21 protein-coding genes are annotated in these 26,210 nt (G+C 61.3%); 15 read left to right on the top strand and 6 right to left on the bottom strand.

The features are described from left to right. Positions 1–30: 30 nt before the first annotated feature. From PP4_RS11710 to PP4_RS11680, 7 genes are all read left to right on the top strand, one after another. A complete protein-coding gene (locus PP4_RS11710) occupies positions 31–1,011 on the top strand; it encodes an aliphatic sulfonate ABC transporter substrate-binding protein (protein WP_016499388.1) in 981 nt (326 codons plus the stop codon). A gap of 16 nt (positions 1,012–1,027) precedes the next feature. Continuing rightward, on the top strand, positions 1,028–2,419 hold the full coding sequence (locus PP4_RS11705) for an LLM class flavin-dependent oxidoreductase (protein WP_016499387.1): 1,392 nt from the start codon (positions 1,028–1,030) through the stop codon (positions 2,417–2,419). Positions 2,420–2,525: 106 nt separating this feature from the next. Then, the gene (locus PP4_RS11700) at positions 2,526–3,362 is read left to right on the top strand and encodes a bifunctional allantoicase/(S)-ureidoglycine aminohydrolase (RefSeq protein ID WP_016499386.1); all 837 of its coding nucleotides are present in this window, start codon (positions 2,526–2,528) and stop codon (positions 3,360–3,362) included. 611 nt (positions 3,363–3,973) lie between these two features. Beyond that, complete coding sequence (locus PP4_RS11695) at positions 3,974–8,659, top strand: RHS repeat-associated core domain-containing protein (RefSeq protein WP_172488765.1); 4,686 nt, start codon at positions 3,974–3,976, stop codon at positions 8,657–8,659. A 411-nt stretch (positions 8,660–9,070) separates the two neighbouring features. Continuing rightward, positions 9,071–9,781 carry a colicin E3/pyocin S6 family cytotoxin gene (locus tag PP4_RS27930; protein ID WP_231859018.1) on the top strand — a complete coding sequence of 237 codons (711 nt, stop codon included), beginning with the start codon at positions 9,071–9,073 and terminating at the stop codon, positions 9,779–9,781. A gap of 8 nt (positions 9,782–9,789) precedes the next feature. Then, on the top strand, positions 9,790–10,014 hold the full coding sequence (locus PP4_RS29980) for a DUF7683 domain-containing protein (protein WP_420793718.1): 225 nt from the start codon (positions 9,790–9,792) through the stop codon (positions 10,012–10,014). A gap of 476 nt (positions 10,015–10,490) precedes the next feature. Then, positions 10,491–11,096: an START domain-containing protein gene (locus PP4_RS11680; protein WP_041168010.1), complete on the top strand. Its 606-nt coding sequence runs from the start codon at positions 10,491–10,493 to the stop codon at positions 11,094–11,096. A gap of 111 nt (positions 11,097–11,207) precedes the next feature. Here PP4_RS11680 and PP4_RS11675 read toward each other — a convergent pair whose 3' ends face one another. Further along, positions 11,208–12,626 (bottom strand): amino acid permease, encoded by a 1,419-nt coding sequence (locus PP4_RS11675; RefSeq protein WP_041167696.1) that lies wholly within the window; start codon positions 12,624–12,626, stop codon positions 11,208–11,210. A 343-nt stretch (positions 12,627–12,969) separates the two neighbouring features. Next, positions 12,970–13,392 (bottom strand): Lrp/AsnC family transcriptional regulator, encoded by a 423-nt coding sequence (locus tag PP4_RS11670; protein ID WP_016499380.1) that lies wholly within the window; start codon positions 13,390–13,392, stop codon positions 12,970–12,972. Positions 13,393–13,583: 191 nt separating this feature from the next. Here PP4_RS11670 and PP4_RS11665 point away from each other — a divergent pair, with 191 nt between their 5' ends. Next, a complete protein-coding gene (locus tag PP4_RS11665) occupies positions 13,584–14,636 on the top strand; it encodes an ornithine cyclodeaminase (protein ID WP_016499379.1) in 1,053 nt (350 codons plus the stop codon). A 71-nt stretch (positions 14,637–14,707) separates the two neighbouring features. After that, the gene (gene ctlX / locus PP4_RS11660; protein ID WP_016499378.1) at positions 14,708–15,616 is read left to right on the top strand and encodes a citrulline utilization hydrolase CtlX; all 909 of its coding nucleotides are present in this window, start codon (positions 14,708–14,710) and stop codon (positions 15,614–15,616) included. A gap of 88 nt (positions 15,617–15,704) precedes the next feature. On the opposite strand, the gene PP4_RS11655 is transcribed toward ctlX, so the two are convergent. Together PP4_RS11655 and ggt are read right to left on the bottom strand one after the other, a co-directional pair. Beyond that, positions 15,705–16,586, bottom strand: a complete 882-nt coding sequence (locus tag PP4_RS11655; protein WP_016487399.1) for a LysR substrate-binding domain-containing protein — start codon at positions 16,584–16,586, stop codon at positions 15,705–15,707. Between the two features lie 44 nt (positions 16,587–16,630). After that, the gene (gene ggt / locus PP4_RS11650) at positions 16,631–18,421 is read right to left on the bottom strand and encodes a gamma-glutamyltransferase (RefSeq protein WP_016499376.1); all 1,791 of its coding nucleotides are present in this window, start codon (positions 18,419–18,421) and stop codon (positions 16,631–16,633) included. Between the two features lie 115 nt (positions 18,422–18,536). Here ggt and PP4_RS11645 point away from each other — a divergent pair, with 115 nt between their 5' ends. Then, positions 18,537–19,187, top strand: coding sequence for an ankyrin repeat domain-containing protein (locus PP4_RS11645; protein ID WP_016499375.1), 651 nt, complete (start codon positions 18,537–18,539; stop codon positions 19,185–19,187). A 140-nt stretch (positions 19,188–19,327) separates the two neighbouring features. On the opposite strand, the gene pobA is transcribed toward PP4_RS11645, so the two are convergent. Then, a complete protein-coding gene (gene pobA, locus PP4_RS11640) occupies positions 19,328–20,515 on the bottom strand; it encodes a 4-hydroxybenzoate 3-monooxygenase (protein WP_016499374.1) in 1,188 nt (395 codons plus the stop codon). Between the two features lie 172 nt (positions 20,516–20,687). Here pobA and PP4_RS11635 point away from each other — a divergent pair, with 172 nt between their 5' ends. The 3 genes from PP4_RS11635 to PP4_RS11625 all read left to right on the top strand — a co-directional run bounded on the left by PP4_RS11635 (position 20,688) and on the right by PP4_RS11625 (position 23,075). After that, positions 20,688–21,566: a helix-turn-helix domain-containing protein gene (locus tag PP4_RS11635; protein WP_016499373.1), complete on the top strand. Its 879-nt coding sequence runs from the start codon at positions 20,688–20,690 to the stop codon at positions 21,564–21,566. Between the two features lie 191 nt (positions 21,567–21,757). Further along, on the top strand, positions 21,758–22,156 hold the full coding sequence (locus PP4_RS11630; protein ID WP_016487404.1) for a MerR family transcriptional regulator: 399 nt from the start codon (positions 21,758–21,760) through the stop codon (positions 22,154–22,156). Between the two features lie 19 nt (positions 22,157–22,175). After that, a complete protein-coding gene (locus tag PP4_RS11625; RefSeq protein ID WP_016499372.1) occupies positions 22,176–23,075 on the top strand; it encodes a hydroxymethylglutaryl-CoA lyase in 900 nt (299 codons plus the stop codon). 568 nt (positions 23,076–23,643) lie between these two features. Here PP4_RS11625 and PP4_RS11620 read toward each other — a convergent pair. Beyond that, positions 23,644–24,159, bottom strand: a complete 516-nt coding sequence (locus PP4_RS11620) for an MgtC/SapB family protein (protein WP_016499371.1) — start codon at positions 24,157–24,159, stop codon at positions 23,644–23,646. A 252-nt stretch (positions 24,160–24,411) separates the two neighbouring features. On the opposite strand from PP4_RS11620, the gene PP4_RS11615 reads away from it, so the two are divergent. Together PP4_RS11615 and ccoG are read left to right on the top strand one after the other, a co-directional pair. Beyond that, positions 24,412–24,651: a DUF3203 family protein gene (locus PP4_RS11615; RefSeq protein WP_016499370.1), complete on the top strand. Its 240-nt coding sequence runs from the start codon at positions 24,412–24,414 to the stop codon at positions 24,649–24,651. A gap of 121 nt (positions 24,652–24,772) precedes the next feature. Then, positions 24,773–26,176 carry a cytochrome c oxidase accessory protein CcoG gene (ccoG, locus tag PP4_RS11610; protein ID WP_016499369.1) on the top strand — a complete coding sequence of 468 codons (1,404 nt, stop codon included), beginning with the start codon at positions 24,773–24,775 and terminating at the stop codon, positions 26,174–26,176. The last annotated feature ends 34 nt before the right edge of the window (positions 26,177–26,210 follow it).

Below are 26,210 nucleotides of genomic sequence, written 5' to 3'. Positions count from 1 at the left end.
GCTTCCCACCCGGTTTCAAGGAGCAAACCCATGCCAATCCGTGCCTTCTCCCCGCTTCGTCGCCTGCTGATCGGCGGCCTGCTGGCCAGTGTCGCCAGTGCCCTGCTGCCCTGGTCCGAAGCCTTGGCCAACGACGCCAAGACCCTGCGCATCGGTTACCAGAAGTTCAACAGCATCAACATCCTCAAAGGCAGCGGCGCGCTGGAAAAGGCCCTGGCCCCGCAAGGCGTGAAGGTCAGCTGGCACGAATTTGCCGCCGGCCCGCAGTTGCTCGAAGCCCTGAGCACCGGCGCCATCGACCTCGGCCACGCCGCCGACGCACCTTCGGTGTTCGCCCAGGCGGCCGGCAAACCGGTGGTGTACCTGGCCGCCGAGCAGCCTTATCCACGCGGCATCGGCCTGGTGGTACGCGAGCAGGACCATGTGGCCGGCGTGCAGGACCTGAAAGGCAAACGCGTCGCCACCGGTCGCGGCTGGAATGCCCAGTACCTGCTGGCCGTCGCACTGGAACAGGCCGGCCTGAGTTACCAGGACATCACCCCCGCCTACGTGAACAATGCCGCCGATGCCGTGGCCGCCTTGCAGTCGGGTAGCGTGCAGGCCGTGACCCTGTGGGACCCGTTCCTCGCCGCAGCAGAAAGCCAGCCAGGCCTGAAAAACCTGCGTGACGGCAGCGGCCTGTCCAACAACCGCACCTTCTACCTGTCCACCGCCAGCTATGCCGACCAGCACCGTGCGCTGCTGAAAACCTTCTTTACCGAACTGGGCAAAGTCAGCCAGTGGGCCAACGCCAAGCCTGCAGAGGTCGCCGCACTGCTGGCCCCGCAGCTGGGCATCAACGCCAACGTGCTTGAAGTGGCAAGCGAACGCCGTAACTACAACGCCGTGGCCATCACCCCGCAGATCGTCGCCGAACAACAGAAACTGGCTGACACCTTCCAGGGCCTGGGCCTGATTCCCCACAAGTTGCAGGTGGCCGACGCGGTCTACCCGGCTTCCGTGTTGCCTTGAGCGGAGCGCACCTGACATGCTCCGCCCGATCCGCTTCAACGCGTTCAGCATGAACGCCGCCAGCCATCAGTCCCCCGGCCTGTGGCGCCACCCACGCAATACCAGTGTGGCCTTCAACCGCCTGAGCTACTGGACCGACCTGGCCCGCCTGCTGGAACGCGGCCTGTTTGACGCTCTGTTCATTGCCGATGTGCTGGGCATCTACGACGTCTACCAGGGCGGCCCTGAAGCCGCCCTGCGCGGTGGCGTGCAGGTACCGGTCAACGACCCGCTGCTGCTGGTGCCAGCCATGGCCGGCGTCACTCAGCACCTAGGGTTTGGCGTCACCTTTTCGCTCACCTACGAACACCCCTACCCCTTCGCCCGGCGCATGTCCACACTCGACCACCTGAGCAATGGCCGGGTCGGCTGGAACATCGTCACCGGCTACCTCGACAGCGCCGCCCGCAACCTTGGCCTGGCGCGTCAGCTGGGCCACGACCAGCGCTACGACCTGGCCGAGGAATACCTGCAGGTGCTGTACAAGCTGTGGGAGAAGAGCTGGGACGACGACGCGGTGCTGCTGGAGCGCGACAGCGGGCGCTACATCGAGCCAACCCGGGTGCACCCTATCAACCATGTGGGCGAGCACTTCCAGGTACCCGGCATGCACCTGTGCCAGCCGTCACCGCAGCGCACGCCGGTGCTTTTCCAGGCCGGCGCCTCAGCACGCGGCCAGCAGTTTGCCGCGCGCCACGCCGAATGCGTGTTCATCAGCGGCCCGACCCCCACCGTGTTGCGCCGCTACGCCGACGGCATTCGCCAGGCCAGCGAGGCCGCCGGGCGGGGTCGTGATGAGGTGCTGATCTATGCCCAGGCGTTGTTGATCGTCGCCCCTACAAAGGAAGAGGCCGAGGCCCGCTTCGCCGAATACCGTCGCTATGTCGACCTGGATGCCGCCCTGGCGCTGCTGTCGGGCTGGACCGGCATCGATTTTGCCGGCCTAGACCCCGATGCGCCGATCGAATACGTCGAAAACGACGCCGGCCGCGCCGCCCTGGCCGCGTTTACCGCCGCCGACCCGAACCGCCGCTGGACCGTACGCGAGGCCGCCGAGTTCGTTGGCCTGGGTGGTCGCGGACCGGTACTGGTAGGCGCCGCCAGCGAGGTCGCCGACCAGCTGGAAAGCTGGCTGGACCAGACCGGCATCGACGGTTTCAACCTGACCTACGCCGTGCAGCCGGACGACCTGGCCAACGTGGTCGAGTTGCTGGTGCCCGAGCTGCAACGCCGCGGCCGCTACCCGTCGGACTACGCCGAAGGCACCCTGCGCCACAAACTGTTCGGCCAAGGCGATCGGCTGCCGGAACAGCACGCCGGACGCCAGGTCGACATTCAGCGATCAAATACCGGGTATTCCAACATTTAATTTGTGGATGGCGCGCGCTCGACCCTATTCTGTTGCCACATCCCCTGCGCCGCACCGGCCGGTGCGGTTCACGGCACGGGGAGAGAACAACAAGTCGAGATTGTCCATGTCGAACCATTCGTACTTCGCCCCCCACGGTGGGCACCCAGCTCAAACCGAGCTGCTGACTGACCGTGCCATGTTCACCGAAGCCTATGCCGTCATCCCAAAGGGCGTGATGCGTGACATCGTCACCAGCCACCTGCCGTTCTGGGACAAGATGCGCATGTGGGTCATCGCCCGCCCGCTGACCGGTTTTGCCGAAACCTTCTCCCAGTACATCGTCGAGCTGGCCCCGGAAGGCGGCAGCGAGCGTCCTGAGCTGGACCCTAACGCCGAAGCCGTGGTGTTCATTGTCGAAGGCGAGCTGGACATCACCGTTGAAGGCAAACACCACACCCTGGTACCAGGCGGCTACGCCTTCCTGGCCCCGGGCGCCGAGTGGAGCCTGCGCAACAACAGCAAGTCCAACGTCACCTTCCACTGGCTGCGCAAGCACTACCAGAAAGTTGAAGGCCTGGACGTACCGGAGTCGTTCGTCACCCACCGCGACAACGCCACCGTCATCGAGATGCCGGGCACCGAAGGCCGCTGGAAAACCACCCGTTTCGTCGACATGGCCGACATGCGCCACGACATGCACGTGAACATCGTCACCTTCCAGCCGGGCGGCGTGATCCCGTTCGCTGAAACCCACGTGATGGAACACGGCCTGTACGTACTGGAAGGCAAGGCGGTGTACCGCCTGAACCAGGACTGGGTCGAAGTGGAAGCCGGCGACTTCATGTGGCTGCGCGCCTTCTGCCCGCAAGCCTGCTACGCCGGCGGCCCAGGCAACTTCAGCTACCTGCTGTACAAAGACGTGAACCGTCACGTGCACCTGACGCTGAACCCTAAGCGTTAACACATCGGGGGCTTCGGGCCCCACCCTCGAAAGGCCGGCATATACAGTGCGCTGTGGATGTCGGCCTTTTTACATATGCAGCAACTTCAAGACATCTATTCCTGCCTTTCACGCTTACTGCAAGCACTCACACCTCCATCCCCCGCACTCATCCCTCACCTTCCCCCTCCAATAAAATTGTTTAAATACACAGTCACCCTGCAAGAACGTTCCTACAGAAACTTCTGATTTTCAAGCCCACCCGAAAATCTTGCTCCTGGTGCGTTTATGCTCACATTTCATCTTACTGCTCAGCCTTGCGAACAGAGCGCCTATTCACAGCCCAAAAAGTCCGGAAACACGTACTAAATACTGCATCGCACCAACACTGCAAATATAACTTTCCACTTAAACCAAAAACCATTTCAGAGATTCGCCCTACACAGCTTGAGGCAAGTGCTTAGCGAACAATCACGAACTTCGCACTACGGCCCTCAGTGAACTTATGCCGTACGCCCTATACAAGGGACTCTGCAAACTTGCCCAAAAGATTTAACAGCGGGAGAACATATGATTAGCTCAAGTGATGTGTGCTTTATCTTCAGCATCCTCCCAGGGTGGGGGCTGAAATCGTGAGCGCACAAGCCAAGCAAGAAATCGAAGCGCGCGAAGTCGCCCTCGTCCCGTTGAACAATCTGGTCGCGGAAGACCTGGGCCAAGGCGAAAAAATCGTCAACGAGTGGCTGCTGGACCTCAGCGGCAATCAGATCGACCTCGCCACCGTCAAGGCCTGGGCCGGCGCGGTGCCGGTGGTCGGCAACATCGTCGCCTTGTTCGATGCCCTGGGCGACATCATTCACCTGACCAAAACCGGCTCCAGTGACCCACTGGACTGGGTCAGCCTGGGCATCAACCTGATCGGTGTGGTCCCCGTCCCGCCCACCATGGCCGCCGCGCGGATGACCCTGCGGCCGGTGCTGTTCCTGGCACGGCAGCAACTGAAGAAAAACAAAGGCGACTTTGCCCAAGCCGTGATCAGCCTCATGGTCGGCCACCTCGGCGCCACGTTGATGGGCGAAATCGAAACCTTTGTCGAGCAGGCCGAAACCGAACTGCCCGGCATCCTCAACAACGCCGCCAACACCGGCTTCCAGGCCCTCAACAGCCTGGCGGATGCCATCGAGCGCATCGCCAGGGGCGAGATCGACACCACCCAGCAGCGCAAGGCGATCGTCAACAGCGCCCAGGCGATCTATGCCCCCATCGAAGAACCTTCCCTTTGGGGCCTGCTGGACAGGGCCGGCGCGGTCATCAGCACCGCAGCCGGGGCGCTTCAGTACGGCGCGACCGAGGGCTACAAAGCGGCAGCGAGCAACACGGGCCTGGTTGTAAAGCTCGTTCAGCCACACATCAATGTGCTCAAGGGGCTGGCCCGGTTGATCCGGCAAATGCTCACCGCCCTGGCCAACCCGGCCACGCAAAACAGCATTGCCTGGCTGCTCGCCCAGCTCAACGCCGGCCTGCGCAAGCGCAAACCCGCGCGCCGGCTCTCGGTCAACACCCCGGCGCACGGCTCGGGCGTGGCCAGGCAAAAAGGCACCGGAAGCACCGTGGAAGCCACCCACAACGAAGCCCGGCCCAAGAATGACCCACGCTGTAACCTCAACGGCACCTGCCCCGGCACCAGCAAGAGCATCAGCTTTGCGCGGGGCACCGAAACCCTGGTGCATGTCGACTTCAACCTGCCCGGCGTATTTCCCATCGCCTGGCACCGCACTTACCGCTCCAGCCTGGATGCCTACGATGACAGTGAATGCGGGGCGCGCTGGACCACGCCGTTCTCGATGCGTTTCGATGTCGTCGACGAGGGCGTGCTGTACCACGCCGACGATGGCCGCACGCACAGCTACGCCCTGCCCAAGCAGGGCAAGCCGCTGTACGACCCGGTGGAAAAAACCCTGCTTATCCGGGTCGATGAAAACCGCCTGGCCCTGGCCCGCGGTCATCAGCGCCATGAACACTACCTGCGCGTGGGGGATCGCTACCGCCTGGTCGGTATCATCGAACGTGGCGGTGCGCGTATTGCGCTGCATTACGAGCATCAACACGCCGGCAAGGCCGTGCTCTCCGACCTGATCACCTATCAGGATGAAAACCAGCACCGCCATGTGCAGACCCAGCTCGATGAGCACGGCCGCATCCGGGCACTCTGGCTGATGCAGGATGGCCGGCAGCAACGGCAGCTGGCCGGTTACGACCACGACGAGCACGGCGACCTGCGCGCGGCACGCGATGAACACGGGGCACAGTGGACCTATCAGTATCAGCACCACCTGGTTACCCGCTACACCGACCGCACACAACGGGCCATCAATCTTGAATGGCTGGGCGAAGGCCCGGATGCCAAAGCCGTGCGTGAATGGGCAGACGACGGCAGCTTCGACACCCGCCTGAAGTGGAACAGGCATATTCGCCTCACCACCGTCACCGATGCGCTTGGCCAGGAAACCCGCCACTACTACGATTACCTCGGCTACACCTACCGCATCATCTACCCCGACGGCAACGAAGAGTGGCTGTTCCGCGATGATGGCAAGAACGTCATCCAGCATGTGCACACCGACGGCAGTGTCGACCGCTACATCTACGACGAGCGCGGCAACCTGCTGCAGCACACCCGCCCCGACGGCTCCTTGGTGCAGCATGCCTATGACGACCTCGACCAGCGCTTCAAGACCCGCGATGCCGAGGGCGGGTTGTGGAAGTACGACCATGACCTGCGCGGCAACATCATCGAAACCCTCGACCCCCTGGAGAACAAGACCCAGTACACCTACAACAGCGACAACCTGCCCACCGCCATCATCGACGCCAACGGTGGCGAGAAAAAGCTCGGCTACACCCGCGATGGCCAGCTGGCCAGCTACACCGACTGCTCGGGCAAGACCACCCTGTGGAAGTACGACGCACTCGGCCAGCTGAGCAAAGCCATCAACGCGGCGGGTGAAACCACCCAGTATCACTACCAGGCCGGCCAACTGACCCGCCTGGTGTATCCCGACAACACTGAAGACCGTTTCGAGCACGACGCCGAAGGCCGCCTGCTCAGCTACACCGACGCCCTGCACCGGCGCACCGCCTGGGCCTACAACGAAGCCGGCCTGATTCACCGGCGCCACAACCCGGACGACAGCACCCTCACCTATCGCTGGGACAAGCTCGGCCAGCTGGTGAGCCTGCGCAACGAGAACAACAGCGAAGCCAGCTTCAAGTACGACCCGGCGGGCCGGCTGATCAAGGAGACCGGCTTCGACAAGCAGGCCACCGACTACCTCTACGATCACAGCAGCAATCAGCCCACCCGCCGCCTCGATGGCGACCGCATCACCCACTTCGTATACGACGCCATGGGCCGCCTGGTGGAAACCCGGGCGGGCGCGCGCGGCGGCAAAGAGTGGGAAACCGAAACCTTCGCCTACGACGGCAATGGCAACCTGCTGATCGCCGAGAACCAGGACTGCAAGCTGCAATGGTTCTACGACCTGGCGGGCAACAACACCCGCGAGCATCAGCACTTCAAGTACATGAAGCAACCGAAGGTCGCGGTGTTCCAGCATGAATACGACGCCCTCAACCTGCGCGTGGCGACCACCCGGCCGGACGGCCATCGAATCAGCTGGCTGACGTATGGCAGCGGTCACCTGCTCAGCCTCAAGCTCGACGACCGCGAACTGCTCAGCTATCAGCGCGACGACCTGCACCGGGAAATCGCCCGGGAGCAAGGCAACGGGTTGATCCAGCGCCAGTCCTGGACGCCGAATGGCCAGCTGCAACAACAGACCCTGGCCCGGCGCGGCGCCACCAGACGGATTGCGCTGCGCGACTACGCCTACGACACCAGCGGCCAGCTCACCCACATCAATGACCTGCTGCGTGGCGATACCTTCTACCGCTACGACCCGGTCGGCCGCCTGCTCGAAGCGGGCGACTACTACAAGAAAGAGCTGTTTGCCTTCGACCCGGCCAGCAACCTGCTGGATCCACAGGCACCGCCCGGCCCCAACCGGCACTCACCGCAACGGCTGAGCGACAACGTACTGCGCAGCTATTACGGCACGCAGTACCGCTATGACGAGCGCGGCAACCTGCTGGAGCGCACCACGGACGGCAAGCAAGGCCATTTCACCTGGGACCTCCACAACCGCTTGCGCCGTTACGAAGATGACCGCCTGACCGTCAGCTTTGCCTACGACGCGCTGGGTCGTCGCCTGTACAAGAAATCCCACGCCAAGTACCGCGACCGGCGGCAAGCCGGCCCGGTATGGAACGAGAACCAGCGGCGAGAGCTGGATGAACAGCTGGGGTGTGGCTTTACCTGGTATGTGTGGGAAGGCGACACGCTGGCGTTCGAATGCCGGGACCGCGAGCGCCATGGGCGCAGCACGCACTATGTGTTCGAACCCGGCACCTTTGTGCCGGTGGCGCAGGCGGTGTCCAACCATGTGGTCGAGTTGATACCGCAGCCGGTGTATGTCTTCCCGTATGACATCGACAAGGATCCGGTGTGGCAGCACAAGCCGACACCCAAGCCGTTTGATGCGTTGGCCTGGTACCAGTGTGACCACCTGGGCACGCCCATGGAATTGACCGGCGAGGATGGCGAGATTGCCTGGCGCGGGACGTACAAGGCCTGGGGGTTGGCGGAGGAGACACGGAGCGACAAGGCGAAGTGGGGAGATATCCGGAATCCGCTACGCTTTCAGGGGCAGTATTGGGATGTTGAGACGGGGTTGCATTACAACCGATATCGTTACTATGACCCACAGATCGGACGGTTTATAGGAAAGGACCCGATTGGTTTCATAGGTGGGTTCAACAGTTATACTTATGCTTCGAACCCAATAGAATGGACTGACCCATATGGTCTAGCCGGAAACAGGGCAAATCGGCGAGCAGGAGCTATACTTCAAGATATTGATAGCAAAGGGGGTGGTCATGCTAACTCTCGACATGGCGCAGGTACCACGCTAGCTCAGCAAAAACACCGGGCCCTCACAGGAGTACCACCTGATTGCCCATGCATCAAAAATCCAAAGCCGACCGACTCAACGCGATTTTTAAATAATATCGACCAACTGGATGCAATCCAACGCGGCAATGCTCAAATGAACTCCAACGGCACTAACAGCGCAATGCTAAACATGAATCGTACAATTGGCGAAGGCTACCGTGCAGGCGGGGGCGCTCGCATTGAGACCTCAACTGCGATCATCGTTCGCAAAAACAACAACATTTTAACAGCCTACCCAAAGCTATAATGAAAACCGCAAACATAAACTACATCCATTTCTTATACTACCCCTTAATATCAATGACAGATGCAGAACTCAGCGAATTTGAAATAAACAACAAAGAACATAGATCCGAGCTCTTTCGCCTCATGAAAGAAACCTCTAATGGATTCGGCCCAAAAACAATGGAAAACATATCTAACTGCCTTGAGCATATAATATACACACAAAGCTATGAAAAGCATTGGCGCGACCTTGTACCGCACGAAATCCCCTTAGACGACGTGAAAAACAAAGATGAATTCATAAATCAACTCTTTCTCGCCCTCTTCCAGCGTACGCCATCACCAACCGATATTGACAACATATGCATCTCCCGGTTAGTCCCACTTCAAGGCTTGAACATTAAAGATTAAAAATTTGCCGATGGCGCAGGCGGTGTCCAACCAGGTGGTCGAGTTGATACCGCAGCCGGTGGTCTTCCCGTACGACATCGACAAGGATCCGGTATGGCAACACAAGCCGACACCCAAGCCGCTTGATGCGTTGGCGTGGTACCAGTGTGACCACCTGGGCACGCCGATGGAATTGACCGGCGAGGATGGCGAGATTGCTTGGCGCGGGACGTACAAGGCGTGGGGGTTGCCGGAGGAGACAGGGAGCGACAAGGCGAAGTGGGCGGATATCCGGAATCCGCTACGCTTTCAGGGGCAGTATTGGGACGTTGAGACGGGGTTGCACTATAACCGACATAGGTATTATGACTCCTTTACTGGCCGCTACGTCGGTAAAGACCCTATTGGCTTTGAGGGAGGTCTCACCCCCTATAAATACTGCCCCGCACCAACTCATTGGGTGGATCCGCTAGGACTAACCCAAAAATACATTCCCGCACCCAGTAGGCTTTCAGGATTTCCCGATGCAGTGCGAGCGAAGCCAACAATAGCGGTTCACGGTGGTGGGGGATTAAGGAAACGTTGGCACCTTCCTGATGGCTGCATATGCGAATGGGATTCACAACATGGTGAAATTGAAAAATATGATCGCAGAGGAAGACATCTTGGGGCATTTGACCCAGAGACAGGGGAACAGATACCAACCAAAAACCCTAAATCAGACCGGAGAGTTGAACCACGAATCCAAACGTAAAATATTCAATATCTGTATTTGACAAGCATAGTGAAAAATACATTGGAGAGCTTAACTTTATCAACCCCATCGAAATAGGCGAACTTCGCTTGCTACTAAAGATAGCCAACGATTCAGAGCAGCTTTATGATGACTACCCTATAGACTCCCTAGCAGCGGCTAAAATCGAAAAACTAACCGACAGCTCGCTTGATTTAAATAAATTGAGCACTTCCTCTCATGCGAAAGAATAGATTGATATTTAAGATTGACGACAAAAGGTCAGAACATGCAAAGTGAACGAGCGCGGGCTGATTTAGAGTGAAAATGCCAATCCCTTATTGGTTCGACCACGGATTGCAAGCAAGGCCATTTCACCTGGGACCTCCACAACCGCTTGCGCCGTTACGAAGATGACCGCCTGACCGTCAGCTTTGCCTACGACGCGCTGGGTCGTCGCCTGTACAAGAAATCCCACGCCAAGTACCGCGACCGGCGGCAAGCCGGCCCGGTATGGAACGAGAACCAGCGGCGCGAACTGGATGAACAGTTGGGGTGTGGCTTTACCTGGTATGTGTGGGAAGGCGACACGCTGGCGTTCGAATGCCGGGACCGCGAGCGCCATGGGCGCAGCACGCACTATGTGTTCGAACCCGGCACCTTTGTGCCGGTGGCGCAGGGGGTCGTTGTTACTCATACTGAAAAACCCATCCCCCACGCGGTACCGGCCATGAACCGCTGCCTGCTGCTCACTGCCCTGCTGCTGTGTGCCCCTGCCCCTGCCCCGGCCGCCGATGACTGGAACCTGGCCTACGACCGCGAAGGCATCCGCGTGTACCTCAGTGGCGCGGCTGACTCGTCCTACCAGCAATTTCGTGGTGTGAGCACCATGAAAGCCAGCGTGCGCACCCTCACCGATCTGCAAGAGAACCTGCGGGTAGCCTGCAAATGGCTATACGCCTGTGACCAGATGCGTTTGCTGGAAGTAGAGGGCGCCAATACCTGGGTGTACCTGACCACCAACCTGCCGTGGCCGACGATGCCGCGGGACATTGTGCTGAAAGTGACCAGCGAACGCCTGGATGACGGCACCCTGCTGCGGCGCCTGAGTGCCGAGCCCGACAGGATCCCCGAGGTGGACGGCCTGATCCGGGTGCAGCATCTGAGCGGTGAATGGCGGATGAAACCACTGGGCGAGCGCGAGACGGAGGTGACCTACCAGTTGCAGGCCGACCCTGCCGGCGATGTGCCCGGCTGGCTGGCCAACAGGTTCGTGGTGGATGCACCGGTGGTGACGTTGCGGACGTTGCGGGCGGTTGCTGAACGCCAGCCTTGAGGTGTCTCGCCGGCAAGCCAGCGCCCACAGGTACAGCGCGAATCTTGCGACTCGCGCAGTCCAGGTGGGAGCTGGCTTGCCAACGATGGGCTGCACAGCAGTCCCATGGTGCTATGTAGCAGTCGCTGTCTGCGGTTGCGCAGAGGCCTTGGTCCTGCGTCGATAGGCGAGCAACAGGCCCGCATACCACAACGGCATCACGTACAACGCCGTGCGGGTGTCCGGCTCCAGGGCCAGCAGGCACAGCACGAAAATCAGGAACAGCTGCGCCAGCGCGGCGGTGACCTTGCCGCCGGGCAGCTTGAACCTGGACTGCTCATGCGCCTGCGGATTCTGTCGGCGGTAGGCGAAATAGGACAGCAGGATCAGCGACCAGGTAACGATGATCATCACCGCGGAAATGGTCGACACCAGGGTGAACACGGTCATCACTTCCGGGATCACGAACAGCAGCGTCAGCGCAATCGCCATGCACACCCCGGAAAACACCAGCGCCCGCACCGGCGTACCCGAGCCGGACAGACGCCCGAACGCCGTCGGCGCCTGTTGTTGGTGCGACAGGCCGTAGAGCATGCGCGAGCCCGAGTAGACGCCACTGTTGGCCGACGAGGCCGCAGAGGTCAGCACCACGAAGTTGATGATGCCAGCAGCAGCGGGCAACCCGCCAAGCAGGAACAATTCAACGAACGGGCTGCGGTTGGCCGGCACATTGGCCCAGGACACCACACTGATGATGCACACCAACGAACAGATGTAGAAAAGCAGGATACGTACGGGGATGGTATTGATTGCCTTCGGCAGGGTCTTCTCGGGGTCTTTGGCCTCGGCCGCTGCGGTGCCGATAAGCTCGGTGCCGACGAAGGAGAAGATAGCGATCTGGAACCCGGCGAGGAAGCCAAGGATGCCATGCGGCATGACCACGCCAGGCGCCACCAGGTGGCTGAACGACGCCGTCACCCCGCCCGGCGAGGTATAGGAGGTGGCGACCATCACCAGGCCGGTTACCACCAGCAGCACGATGGCGACGATCTTGATCAGGCCGAACCAGAACTCCACTTCACCAAAGGCCTTCACCGCCAGCATGTTCAGGCCCAGCAACAGGAACATGGTGCCGAAAGCCGGTAGCCAGGTAGGCACATCGGGGTACCAGTACTGCACGAACCCTGCGACCACCACCACGTCGCCCACCGCCGCCACCACCCAGCTGAGCCAGTACGACCAGCTGAGAATGTAACCGGCCCGCGGCCCCAGGTAGTTGTGCACCAGGTCGGCGAACGATTCCATCTGCAGGTTGGCCAGCAGCATCTCGCCCATGGCGCGCATAATGCAGAACACAAAAAAACCGATGATGGCGTAGACGAGGATGATTGAAGTGCCAGACAGCGCAATGATCTTGCCCGAGCCCATGAACAAACCGGTACCAATGGCGCCACTGATCGAAATAAGCTGTATGTGTCGGTTTTCCAGCCGTCGCTTGAGCACTCGGCCCTCTTGCGGAGCTGCGCTTTGCGCATTGCACGTTTGATGCATAGTCGACCTCTTATTCTTTTTTGGTAAAACTTCAGCGCCCCGCGCCGCACCATTTAATTGGCACCAAGGTGCAAGTTCACTGTCATTGAAAATGATAAAAGCGCAGGTAATAACGAAAACGGACACTCACGCCCGACGCAACTTCGCTGCGGGCTATTTTATTGTTTGAAACGCACCTTGGGTGGTGCGCCGTGTACCGTTGCACGGAAACAGTTTCATTCTGCCAGTGGCCCGGGCCAAGCGGAACGCTACAGAATGCGCACAGCCCAAGGGATTTTTTGCACTGTGGAAAGCCTGGGTGACAGTTTGCGCAATGCGCCTGTCAAAAGGCCTGACCCAGCGGTCACATCTTGTAGGTGGAGAGCAGGATGCTGGTCTCGGTATTCTCGATGTGCGGGATGGAGCGAATGGTGTTAAGCGCCCGGTCGAACGCTTCAAGGGTGTCTGCGCGCAGCTCTGCCATCAGGTCCCAGCGGCCATTGGTGGTATGAATGGCCACCACGTTGGGGTGCCCACGCAGCGCGTGCTTGACCTCTGCGGCGTGGTGGCCGCTGATGCCGATGCTGGTGATCGCCCGCACGCCCTGGTCCAGCGCATCGGAGCGCAAGCGTACCGTGTAGCCGATGATCACGCCCTGCTCTTCGAGGCGAGTGATGCGGTTTTGCACCGTTGCCCTGGCCACCTTGAGTTTTTTTGCCAAGGTCAGCACGGGGGTACGTGCATTGTCCCGCAACAGCGCAATCAGTTCCCGATCGATAGTGTCCATATGCCTGCCAAATAATCAGATTGCTACTTTGGGGTGGCAGATTGTCTAGAAAGTTGGCGAAACTGGCAACCTGCATTCTTCCTGTTGACGCAACCTTTCATCAAAATATTCGAGCCGGCGACACTTCGATAATCCTAAGCGCTCACCCTGCAATATCCAGAGGGCAGCGCACAATAACAAGGTGCAAGAGCATGACGTATTTCATTGATGTTCCAACCATGTCGGACTTGGTGCACGACATTGGCGTAGCGCCGTTCATAGGCGAGCTGGCTGCGGCCATTCGTGAAGACTTCAAACGCTGGCAGGAGTTTGATAAATCCGCACGGGTTGCCAGCCATTCGGAAGTGGGTGTGATCGAACTGATGCCGGTCGCCGACAACAGCCGCTACGCCTTCAAATACGTCAACGGCCACCCGGCCAACACCGCGCGTGACCTGCATACCGTGATGGCCTTCGGCGTATTGGCCGATGTCGAAACCGGCTACCCGGTGTTGCTGTCCGAACTGACCATTGCCACCGCCCTGCGCACTGCGGCTACCTCGCTGATGGCAGCCCAGGCACTGGCCCGACCGAACTCGCGCAAGATGGCGCTGATCGGCAACGGCGCGCAAAGCGAATTCCAGGCGCTGGCCTTCCACAAGCACCTGGGCATCGAAGAAATCATCGCCTACGACACCGACCCGCTGGCCACCGCCAAGCTGATTGCCAACCTCAAGGAATACAGCGGCCTCACCATTCGCCGGGCCGGCTCGGTGGCCGAGGCGGTGAAAGGCGTGGACATCATCACCACGGTCACTGCCGACAAGGCCTACGCCACCATCATCACCCCTGACATGCTCGAACCCGGCATGCACCTGAATGCCGTGGGGGGAGACTGCCCGGGCAAGACCGAACTGCACGCCGATGTGCTGCGCAACGCCCGGGTGTTCGTCGAGTACGAGCCGCAAACCCGTATCGAAGGGGACATCCAGCAGCTGCCCGCTGACTTCCCGGTGGTTGACCTGTGGCGTGTGCTGCGCGGCGAGACCGAGGGGCGCCAGAGCGACAGCCAGGTCACCGTATTCGACTCGGTGGGCTTCGCCCTGGAAGACTACACCGTACTACGTTACGTACTACAGCAGGCCGAAAAGCGCGGCATGGGCACGAAGATCGACCTGGTGCCATGGGTGGAAGACGACCCGAAAGACCTGTTCAGCCACACCCGCGGCCGCGCTGCCAAAAGCCGCATCCGACGCGTTGCCTAACCCCGCTTCCTACCCGGTACTTCCAGATGGCATTCCCGACGCGTTCGATTCAAGCACCTGCAGCAGTGGTCATGGTCAGGCCACATGCGTTCACCCCCAACCCGGAAACCGCAGCCGACAACTCATTCCAGCGCAGCAACCCCAGCCTCGCCGCACAGGCGCTCGCCGAGGTTGCCCGTGATGAAGTCACCCAGGCCGTCGGCCGCCTCGAGGCCGAAGGCGTACGCGTACACCTGTTCGACGATTTTGGCGAGCACAACACCCCGGACTCGGTGTTCCCCAACAACTGGTTCTCGACCCACCCCGGTGGGCATATCGCGATCTACTCGATGTACTCGCGCAACCGCCGCCGCGAGCGGCGCGCCGATGTGATCGAGATGCTCAAGAATGAGTACCGCGTGCAGGATGTAATCGATTATTCAGGGCTGGAGCAGGACGAGCTGTTCCTCGAAGGGACCGGCGCCATGGTATTCGACCACCTGTCGCGGGTGGCTTACACCGCACGCTCCAACCGTGCCGACCCGATTGCCCTGGAGCGCTTCAGCACGCACTTCAACTTCGAGCCGATGGTATTCGACACTGCCGACGAGCAAGGCACGCCGATCTACCACACCAACGTACTGATGTGCGTGGCGACCGAGTTTGCACTGGTGGGTTTTGGCACGTTCACCAACAAGGCGCGGGCCGAGGAAGTGCGCATGCGGCTGATCGAATCGGGCCGCGATGTGATTGACTTGAGCAACCAGCAGATCGGCCAGTTTGCCGGTAATGCCATCGAACTGTCCGGGCGTGACGGGCGTATTCTGGCGCTGTCACGCAAGGCCTTCGACAGCCTGACCAGCGAGCAACGCCGGCGCATCGAGCGCTCGGCGCGGCTGGTGCCACTGGACGTGCCGACCATTGAGATGGCCGGCGGCTCGGTGCGCTGCATGATTGCCGGCATTCACCTGTCGCCACGCCTGGCGGCGGCTTGCGCCTGACCCATCCACCCTCGGCCGACTCGATCTTCTGTGGGAGCGGCCCTGCCGGGGCGCCCCCACAAAGACCGCGTCAGTTCGTAAGGCCGTGTCAGATCCCGCCGCCCGCCAGCAGTTGCGTCATGACCTCGGCCAACGCCTTGACCATCACATCCGCTGTCGGCCGGTGGACGATGACGATTTCATAGCTGTCGACCTCCGGTAGCCCCTGCCCTGCCCCCAGCACCCGGTGCTCACCCGTGGCTGCCCTTGGTGGCAGCAGGCTGATGCCCATGCCATCGGCAACTGCCGCCTGGATACCGCTGAGGCTGGAACTGGTGAAACTGATGCGCCAGCGCCGGCCCATGCTTTCGATAGCGTTGATCATGTCCTCGCGGTACAAGCCGCGCGGCGGGAAGGTAACCAGCGGGATCGGGTCCAGCTCGAAGGCGGGGGTGCGCGCACTGTCGATCCATTGCAGGCGCTCGGGCCAGCAAGCCACGCCCTCCCGGGTGTTGCGCCGCTGCTTGAGCAGCACCAAGTCGAGTTCACCGTTGTCGTAGGCTTGGCTGAGGTCGCGGCACAGGCCGCTGGTCACTTCCAGTTTCACTTGCGGGTGCAGCCGGCTGAAGGCCGACAGCGCATTGGTTGTGCGCCCGCCAACGAAGTCCTCGGGCACGCCCAGGCGTACGGTGGTGCCGACCATCGCCCCGGCCAGGGCTTCGAGCATCTGGTCATTCAGCGCCAGCATGTGCCGCGCGTAGCCGAGCAAGGTCTGCCCGGCGTCGGTTGGTAGCACATCGCGGTTACCCCGCACCAACAGGCGATGGCCGACCATGTCTTCCAGGCGGCGCACCTTCTGGCTGATGGTCGATTGGGTCGAGTGCAGGCGCGCCGCCGCCGTGGTGAAGCTACCGCAATCGGCCACCACCACAATGGCGCGTAGCAGGTCGAGGTCGAACAGGGCTCTATTCGATTTCACGCTGATAGACATCTTGGTATTCAACTGCGGAATGGCAAGACTGCGTTCTATCACGGCTAGTCGCCAAGGGCCACACCTTCCCGCCGAGGGTCGGCGCCACCGGACCAGCCATCGCCGCTGCGCTGGATGATCTGCATGCCGCTGGTCATGGTCATCGGCGTGACCTCATGGCCCCAGGCTGCCAATTGGCGGATCAGCGATTGGCTGGCCAGCCCGGCTTCCACTTCAGTGCCGGCATTGCGGCTGCCGAAGTTGGGCAGGCCGGCCGCCTGCTGCGGGTCGAGCTGCCAATCCAGCAAGCCGATCAGCGCCTTGTTCACGTAGCCAATGATCTGCGAGCCCCCTGGCGAACCAAGGCTGGCCACAAGCTCGCCAGAGGCCCGCGAAAACACCAGCGTCGGCGCCATCGCTGACAGTGGCCGCTTGCCCGGCTGCACCCGATTGGCCACGGGCTTGCCGTGTTCCCGGGGGATGAACGAGAAGTCCGTCAGATGATTGTTGAGCAGGAAGCCCTTGACCATCAGGTGCGAACCGAACGCGGCCTCCACCGAGGTGGTCATGGCCAGTGCCTGACCATTGTCATCCACTGCGCTGAGGTGCGAAGTGGAAACGCGCAAAGGCGAGCGATCGGGTGCCAGGGCCAGGTCGGCGCCTTGCGGCTGGCCAGGGCGAGCGCGCTTCATGCTGTGCTCGCCGATCTGCGCTGCTCGGCGGGCCAGGTAGGCGGGGTCGGTCAGGGCCTTGACCGGGACCGGCACGTAATCACTGTCGGCCAGGTACTGAGCGCGGTCGGCGTAGGCCAGGCGCTCGGCCTCGGCGATCAGGTGCACGGCCAGCGGCGGTGCCTCCAGGCCTGCCGGGGACGCGCTCGCCAACGGCCGCAGCGCCGCCAGGTCGCGTTGTGGCGTGGCGCGCTGCACGGCTTCAAGCATGCCCAGCGTCTGCAACACCGTCACCCCACCCGACGAGGGCGGCGGCATGCCGCAGACGCGCCAGGCCTTGTAGGTGCCGCACACCGGCTCGCGCTCTTTGGCGGTGTACTGCTCAAGGTCCTGCAACGACAGGTAACCGGCATTGGTATGGCTGCGCACCTTGGCCACGATGGCCCCGGCGATTTCACCGGTGTAGAACGCCTGGGGCCCGTGCGCGGCAATCTGCTCGAACGTTTGCGCAAGTTCAGGGTTGCGCAACCTCGTGCCCACCGGCAGCGGCTTGCCGTTTTTATCCAGGAAGTAGCGCGCCATGGCCGGTGACCGGGCGATATACGGGTCGCCCGCCACCAGGGTGTGGAGGCGTTCGGAAACGGGGAAACCGTTACGTGCCAACGCGATGGCCGGGGCAAAGAGTTGCTGCCAAGGCAGCTTGCCGTGCTGCTCGTGAGCCAGTTTCAGCGCGCGCAGTACCCCCGGCACACCCACTGAGCGCCCGCCGATCTGCGCCGACCTGAACGGCATCGGTGAACCATTGGCTTGCAAGAACAGTTGCTCCGTTACCTGCGCCGGGGCTGCCTCGCGGCCGTCGAAAGCCTGAACACGTTTGCCGTCCCAGTAGAGGATAAAAGCCCCACCACCGATGCCGCTGGATTGCGGCTCTACCAAGGTCAGCACCATTTGCATGGCGATGGCCGCGTCGATGGCGCTGCCACCGTCACGCAGCATCGCCCGCCCCGCTTCGGTGGCCAGCGGGTTGGCAGCGGCGGCCATATGCCGGCTGGCGTGCACCGGCTGCAGGCCAGTGCGGTAGCCGGAGGCCAGTTCGGGTGGCGCGGGCAACACTTGCTCGGCACAGGCCCACCCACTCGCGATCGCCAGGCACAGCGCGCTCATCAGCGATGTGGAGAACTTCATCGTTTTGCTTCCTGCTTTGTCTATTCAGCAGACCACTGTCGGTCATGCGCAAACTTAACTTCAAGACTTTGTGCGATTTTTCTAGGATGCAGGCAGGTCAATCAGGAGCCACTCCATGCGTAGATCACTCACAACCATGCTGTTCGCCCTGCTCACCAGCCTTGCCGCCCACGCCGAGAACACCACCATGGACAACCGCCTGCACAACGCCGCCCGCCAGGACGACGTGCGCACCCTGCAACAGTTGCTGACAGAAGGTGCCCGGCTGGAAAGCCGTGATGAGCAGGGGCGCACTGCCCTGCTGGTGGCCACCCACGGCAACCAGGTGGCGGCGGCGCAAGCACTGATCCAGGCCGGTGCCGACGTGAACGCCAAAGACAATATCGATGACAGCCCTTATCTGTATGCCGGCGCCCGAGGCCTGAACGATATCCTGCGGCTGATCCTGAGCCACGGTGCCAACCTCAAGAGCACCAACCGCTACGGGGGGACTGCGTTGATCCCTGCGGCCGAGCGCGGCCATGTCGAGACGGTGCAGATGCTGATCGATGCCGGGGTGGACGTGAACCACCTGAACCGCCTGCACTGGACCGCGCTTATGGAGGCAGTGATCCTGGGGGATGGCGGACCGCGGCATGTGGAGATTGTGCGCCGGCTGCTGGCGGCGGGGGCGGACCGGCACATTGCCGACAAGGATGGGGTCACCGCGCTGGAGCATGCGCGTCAGCGAGAGTACCGGGAGATGGAGGCGTTGCTGGCCCAGTAGGCAAGGTTTGCATGGCACGGGCTTCGCCCGTGATCGCCGGCAAGCCAGCTCCCACGTTGACCGCATCGTATTCAAGTCATGTGCAGTACCTGTGGGAGCTGGCTTGCCGGCGATGGGGCCAGCACAGGCAGCACAGAACCTCAGACTACTTCTTCGTACGGCAGCCCCACATAGTTCTCGGCAATGTTCAGCAAGCCCGCCGGGGAGTTCAGGAAGTACTCGCGGTCAGCCTCCTGCATCTTCTGGTCCCAAGCATCCTTGTGGCTGCCGAAGTCATGCAGCAGCTGGGTCATGAACCAGCTGAAACGCTCGCCTTTCCATACCCGGCGCAGGGCCAGCGGCGAATACTGCTCAAGCAGGTCGGTACGACCTTCGCGGTATACCTTGACCAAAATGCGGTAGAGGTAGTTGACGTCCGAGGCTGCCAGGTTCAGGCCTTTGGCACCGGTGGGTGGGACGATGTGCGCGGCGTCACCTACCAGGAACAGGTGGCCATACTGCATGGGTTCGACTACCAGGCTGCGCAGCGGCGCGATGCTTTTTTCCAGCGCTGGGCCAGTCACCAGATCAGCTGCTACGTCGGCGGGCAAACGGGCTTTGAGTTCGTCCCAGAAACGCTCGTCAGACCACGCCTCGACACGGTCCTGCAAAGGTACCTGCAGGTAGTAGCGGCTGCGTGTCTGCGAACGTTGGCTGCACAACGCGAAGCCACGTTCGTGGTGCGCATAGATCAGCTCGTGATTGACCGGCGGTGTGTCCGACAGCAGGCCCAGCCAGCCAAATGGATAAACCCGCTCGTACTGCTTCAGCACGCCCTCAGGGATGCTCTGTCGCGAAACGCCATGGAAGCCGTCACAGCCAGCGATATAGTCGCAGTCCACCCGGTGCACCCGGCCATCTTTTTCGAAGGTCAGATATGGCTTCTCGCCCTTAAGCTCATGCGGCTGGACATTGCTGGCGGCATAGATGATCGGTGCACCTGTGGCTTCACGGGCCTGCATCAGGTCACGGGTGACTTCGGTCTGGCCGTACACCATCACCGTCTTGCCACCTGTCAGGGCTTTGAGATCCAGGCGTTGACGGCGCCCGCCAACCAGCAACTCGACACCTTCGTGCACCAGGCCTTCACGGTCCATGCGCTCGGCCACACCGGCTTCGCGCAGCAGATCGACCGTGCCTTGCTCCAGCACACCAGCGCGGATGCGGCCAAGTACATACTCGGGCGTCTGGCGCTCTACGATGACGTTATCGATACCGGCCTTGTGCAGCAGTTGGCCCAGCAGCAGGCCAGACGGGCCTGCGCCAATAATTGCAACCTGAGTTTTCATTGTTGTTGTCTCTGTTCGGACGATGCCGGCCCTGGACTGGCAGTGGGGCGGCATCTGCTGTTAGGGTTTGCCCTTGCATTTTTACTGGCAAAAAATGCCCATTAAGTGTGCTATTCCATGAATAACCTGCACTTTTACAAAAATCGTTCGATTAACGGACAGGCTTGCCCGCATGAAATCCACCCTCCCCGGCGTCCCGTTGTTCAAGCTGTATGGTGAAAACACGGCCTGGCCCGGCACCGACCTGTTGCACTGCGAGTCCATCCCGGCACGTAGCCGTTTGCACCACTGGGAAATCAAGCCGCATCAGCATGCCGAACTGTTCCAGCTCCTTTACGTACAGCGCGGCCAGGCCCAGGTTGAGGTCGAAGGCGTGCGCAGTGCCATCGGCGAGGCGGCGATCCAGGTGGTGCCGCCGATGACCGTGCATGGCTTTCGCTTCAGTGCCGATATCCAGGGGTATGTGCTGACCTTTGGCACCGCACTGGTGGCGAACCTGGAACAGCGCCTGGGCGCGCCCCTGACGGTGCTTGCGAAACCGGCGTGTTACCCGCTGGGCCAGGACCGCGTGCACCTGCGCAGCCTGATCAGCACCTTGCAGCAGGAATACCAGGGCAATGCCCCCGCGCGGGCGGCCATGCTCGAAGCGCTGGTCACCGCGCTGATGGTGTGGATCAGCCGCCGCCAGCAGCTGGGTCAAGCGCCGCGAAATCGGGATGAGCGTGACCGCCAGTTGTTGGGGCAGTACCTGCGACTGGTCGAAGCGCATTACCGCGAGCACCTGTCGATGGAGGACTTCGCCGCGCGACTGAATATTCCGAGCCTGCAACTGAACCAGTTGTGCCGGGCGCTGAGTGGGCAGACTGCGCTGCAGGTGCTGCACCAGCGTTTGTTGCTGGAGGCGCGTCGCAACCTGGTTTACACGCGGATGAGCATCGGGCAGCTGTCGGACAGCCTGGGGTTCACCGACCCGACGTACTTTGCCCGCTGGTTCAAGCGCTTGAGTGGGCAGACGCCCAATGGCTATCGTCGGTCGGTGCAGCCGGAATGAAATGTGGTTACCTGCATCGGCCTCTTCGCGGGCCTGCCCGCTCCCACAGGGATTGCGTCAGGCCCGCAAGCGTCGCACTTCTGTGGGAGCGGGCAGGCCCGCGAAGAAGGCAACACGCATCTTCAGCCCCTGCTTGACGTATACGTCAACCTGCAGTCAGGATAACCGCATACCCCACGCCGAGCCCCAGCATGAGCACCCAGACCTACAGCATCTCCGACCTGTCCCGCGAGCTGGACATCACCACCCGTGCCATCCGTTTCTATGAGGAGCAGGGCCTGCTGAGCCCCGAACGCCGAGGCCTGGAACGTATCTACACGGCGCGCGACAAGGTCAGCCTGAAGCTCATCCTGCGCGGCAAGCGCATCGGCTTTTCGCTGGCCGAGTGCCGCGAGCTTATCGAGCTGTACGACCCCACCAGCGGCAACCTCAAACAGCTCAACAGCATGCTGGCGAAAATCGCCGAACGGCGCGCCCAGCTGGAACAGCAGATGCTTGACATCCACCAGATGCAACTGGAACTGGACACCGCCCAGGAGCGCTGTGAACAAGCCCTGGCCGCCACCCTGAACAACAAAGACAACCGCTGAACGCCACAGGAAACCCGCCATGTCCTTGCCCAAAGAAGTCCGTCTGGTCGAAGTAGGCCCCCGCGACGGTTTGCAGAACGAAGCCCAGCCCATCAGCGTTGCCGACAAGGTGCGCCTGGTGGACGACCTTACCGCAGCGGGCCTGGCCTATATCGAGGTGGGCAGCTTCGTCTCGCCCAAGTGGGTGCCACAGATGGCCGGTTCCGCCGAGGTGTTCGCCGGTATCCAGCAGCGCCCCGGTGTGACGTATGCGGCGCTGGCGCCAAACCTGCGCGGCTTCGAGGACGCCCTGGCTGCAGGGGTGAAGGAAGTGGCGGTGTTCGCAGCGGCCTCTGAAGCGTTCTCCCAGCGCAACATCAACTGCTCGATCAGCGACAGCCTCAAGCGCTTCGAACCGATCATGGAGGCCGCGCGCAGCCATGGTGTGCGCGTGCGCGGCTATGTGTCGTGCGTACTCGGCTGCCCCTATGAAGGCAAGGTCAGCGCCGAACAGGTGGCCCCGGTGGCCCGCGCCCTGCATGACATGGGCTGTTACGAGGTGTCGCTGGGCGACACCATTGGCACAGGTACCGCCGGCGATACCCGGCGCCTCTTCGAGGTGGTTTCCGCCCTGGTACCGCGCGGGCAACTGGCCGGGCACTTCCATGATACCTATGGCCAGGCATTGGCCAACGTCTATGCCAGCCTCCTCGAAGGTATCAATGTGTTTGACAGCTCGGTGGCAGGGCTGGGTGGCTGCCCTTATGCCAAAGGCGCTACCGGCAACATCGCCACGGAAGATGTGGTGTACCTGCTGCAGGGGCTGGGCATTGCTACCGGTATCGACCTGGACAGGCTGATCGCCGCCGGCCAACGCATCAGCGATGTGCTCGGCCGCAGCAATGGGTCGCGGGTAGCGCGGGCGCGCAATGCGCAGTAACGCGCAGGAAGTCACACGGGTGTCACATACATGTGGGTGAAGTGTTACCGGCCCCACGTTCCACAGCAAAAAATCGGGTAACAGGGAAACAAATCGACAAAATTTCAGGCCTGGCGATTTCGACGAAATCGCCAGGTGCTTGATTTTAAAGGACTTTAAAAAGTTGGCACGCACCCTGCTATATCTTTGGTACAAGAACAAAAAAAATGTGACACCCAATAAAAACAACAGGTAACGGCTCTGACATAACAAGAACAACACGGCAGAGGCGTAGCAAGCAGATCTTTTTGGAGTCGACACGCTTTTCAGGGGTACGCCCCGCGGTCTGGCACAGAACAATAAAACTACCTCAAGGTAGCTACAGCCAGGTTCGGATCAATGATGAAAGCAGGTCAGCGCTCAAAAAAATACGTTTGCTCTTGACCCCGCATGGGGGTCGCTCGCACCACCAAGGCAGGCTGACAAAAACAACAAAAAGCCGGTCTCAATAATAAAAAAAGAGCAAGCAACAACGCTTTGGGGGGAGCTTCGGCTCCCCTTAGTGCTTCCTGCCTTAGTGCTTCCTGCCTTAGTGCTTCCTGCCCTCCTCCTCCTGCTTCTCCTCGTTCTGTCCTTCGACCTTCTCCACCAGCAACGGCATCGTGCCCAGTACCAGCAGGGCCAGTACCGTGCTGATCAACGCCGTGGCTTCGCGGCCCATGCCGGCAGCCGTACCGATGGCAGCGGTCATCCATAGCCCTGCGGCGGTAGTCAGGCCTTTCACATGGCTGGTGTCCTGGCCGTTTCCCTTGAGGATGGTGCCTGCACCCAGAAAGCCGATACCGGCGACGATGCCCTGGATCACCCGGCTTAGCGCCTGCTCATCAGCCCCGGCCATGCTGGGTGCCAGCACGAACAGCGCGGCGCCCAGCGAGACCAGCATGTGGGTGCGTACCCCGGCGGATTTACCCTTGTGTTCGCGCTCGAAGCCCAGCACCGCGCCAAGTATGGCTGCCATCAGCAGGCGCACGAGAATGCGAGTGACCTCGCGCTCATCGGTGACATCGGCGAATTCGGCCTGGATAGCTTGCCAGATAACGTCCATTACAGTTGTCCCCATGCTGAGCATTGTGTGGCCAGGTCCGGCCTTTTCGCGGGCATGCCCGCTCCCACAAGTAATGCACAGTTCTTGATACGTGTGGTGACCTGTGGGAGCGGGCGTGCCCGCAAAGCGGCCGGCCAGCCCTATGCAAGGGTTGACCTCTGTACACAGGGCAAAGTGCCGCTCAGCCTGTTGATGCAGCAACCAGCCCCTCACTGTGGTCCACCCTGTAACCACCAGCAGGAGCACGTCACCATGCCCATTGAAATCGACGAAGCCACCCAACGCTGCACCTTGATCGGCGAAGACCTGCGCATCGAGGGTGATGGCCCCGATATCGAAATCATCACCGACGAACAACTGCGCATGTCTGTGGCCTTGCTCGCAGGCCAACGCGTGCCCATCACCGAATCCGAGGCCGATGCACTGACCGTGGCGGGTGCGGTGGATAGCCGCAGGCATCTGAAGACCAGCGTGCCAGGCTCGGTGATCTAAGGCCTGGCGGGGCCGAGCGGTTAATCTGATACGGTTTTTATCGCAAAATCTGAGCCTGTGCTGATAACAGCCTCAGGGCCATAGTGCTCATGCCTGATCGAGGCCTGATGAGCACCGAACCATGAATAACAGAATCCCTTTTACAGAGATCGCCGCCGCCCCAGCCAGCCAACAACCGCGACGCATCGACAGTGGCATTCACACCCGCAGCTTTACCGGGCTGTACCGTAGCCTGCGCATCGGCTTTGCCGGGGCCCTGTTCGTGCTGTTTTTTGGCACTGCCTGGCTGAACTGGAATGGCCGCCAAGCCGTGCTGTGGGACTTGGGTGAAAGCAAATTCCACATCTTTGGCGCCACCTTCTGGCCACAGGATTTCATCCTGCTGTCGGCGCTGCTGATCATCTGCGCATTCGGCCTGTTCGCCATTACCGTGTACGCCGGCCGCGTGTGGTGCGGCTACAGCTGCCCACAAAGCACCTGGACCTGGCTGTTCATGTGGTGCGAAAAGGTAATGGAAGGTGACCGCAACCAGCGCATCAAGCTTGCCGCCGCGCCGTGGAGCCTGAACAAACTGGCGCGCCGCACCCTGAAACACAGCCTGTGGCTGGCCATCGGTGTAGTCACCGGGCTGACCTTCGTCGGCTACTTCACCCCAATCCGCCCACTGGCCGCAGAACTGTTCACGTTGCAATTGGGCGGCGTGGCGCTGTTCTGGGTGCTGTTTTTCACCGCTGCCACCTACATAAACGCAGGCCTGCTGCGCGAAGCGGTGTGCCTGCACATGTGCCCGTATGCGCGCTTCCAGGCGGTGATGTTCGACAAGGACACCCTGGCGGTTGCCTATGACCCGCGCCGTGGTGAAGCCCGCGGCCCGCGCAAGAAAGGCAGTGACGTTGGCGCACAAGGCCTCGGCGACTGCATCGACTGCACGCTATGCGTGCAAGTGTGCCCTACCGGCATCGATATCCGCGATGGTTTGCAAATGGCCTGCATCGGATGCGCGGCGTGCATCGACGCCTGCGACGGGGTGATGGACAAGATGGGTTACGCCCGCGGGTTGATCGGTTACAAGTCCGAACACAGTTTGCAGGGCGGCACCACCCACTGGCTGCGCCCGCGCCTGCTGGGCTACGTCGCTGCACTCGGGGTGATGATCGCAGCACTGGTGGTGGCCTTGCAGATGCGCCCGATGGTTTCGCTGGATGTGATCAAGGACCGCGGCCTGTTCCGGGAAAACGCCCACGGCCAGATCGAGAACATCTACCTGCTCAAGGTCATCAACAAGACCGAGCGCACTCAGCACTATGCGCTGCGCCTGCTGGACGCTGACGGTTTCACCTTGCAGGGCACCACCGCATTGGTGATCCCGGCTGGCGAAATGAGCGAACTGCCGGTATCGGTGGCGATGCTGGCCGAGCGCCCGGCCAGCAGCTCGCAAACGTTGAGCTTCGAAATCAGCGAGCGCGACGACCCTGCCATCCGCAGCGTGGCCCAAAGCCGCTTCGTCGCACCGATGAACCGCTGATCCCTTACACTGACTCAACCTTGCCTGCCAGGCT

Origin of the sequence: Pseudomonas putida NBRC 14164 (assembly GCF_000412675.1) — a bacterium.
GTDB lineage: Bacteria > Pseudomonadota > Gammaproteobacteria > Pseudomonadales > Pseudomonadaceae > Aquipseudomonas > Aquipseudomonas putida.
Note: the sequence above shows the minus strand (reverse complement) of the source record. Positions and strands in the feature narration are given on the sequence as shown.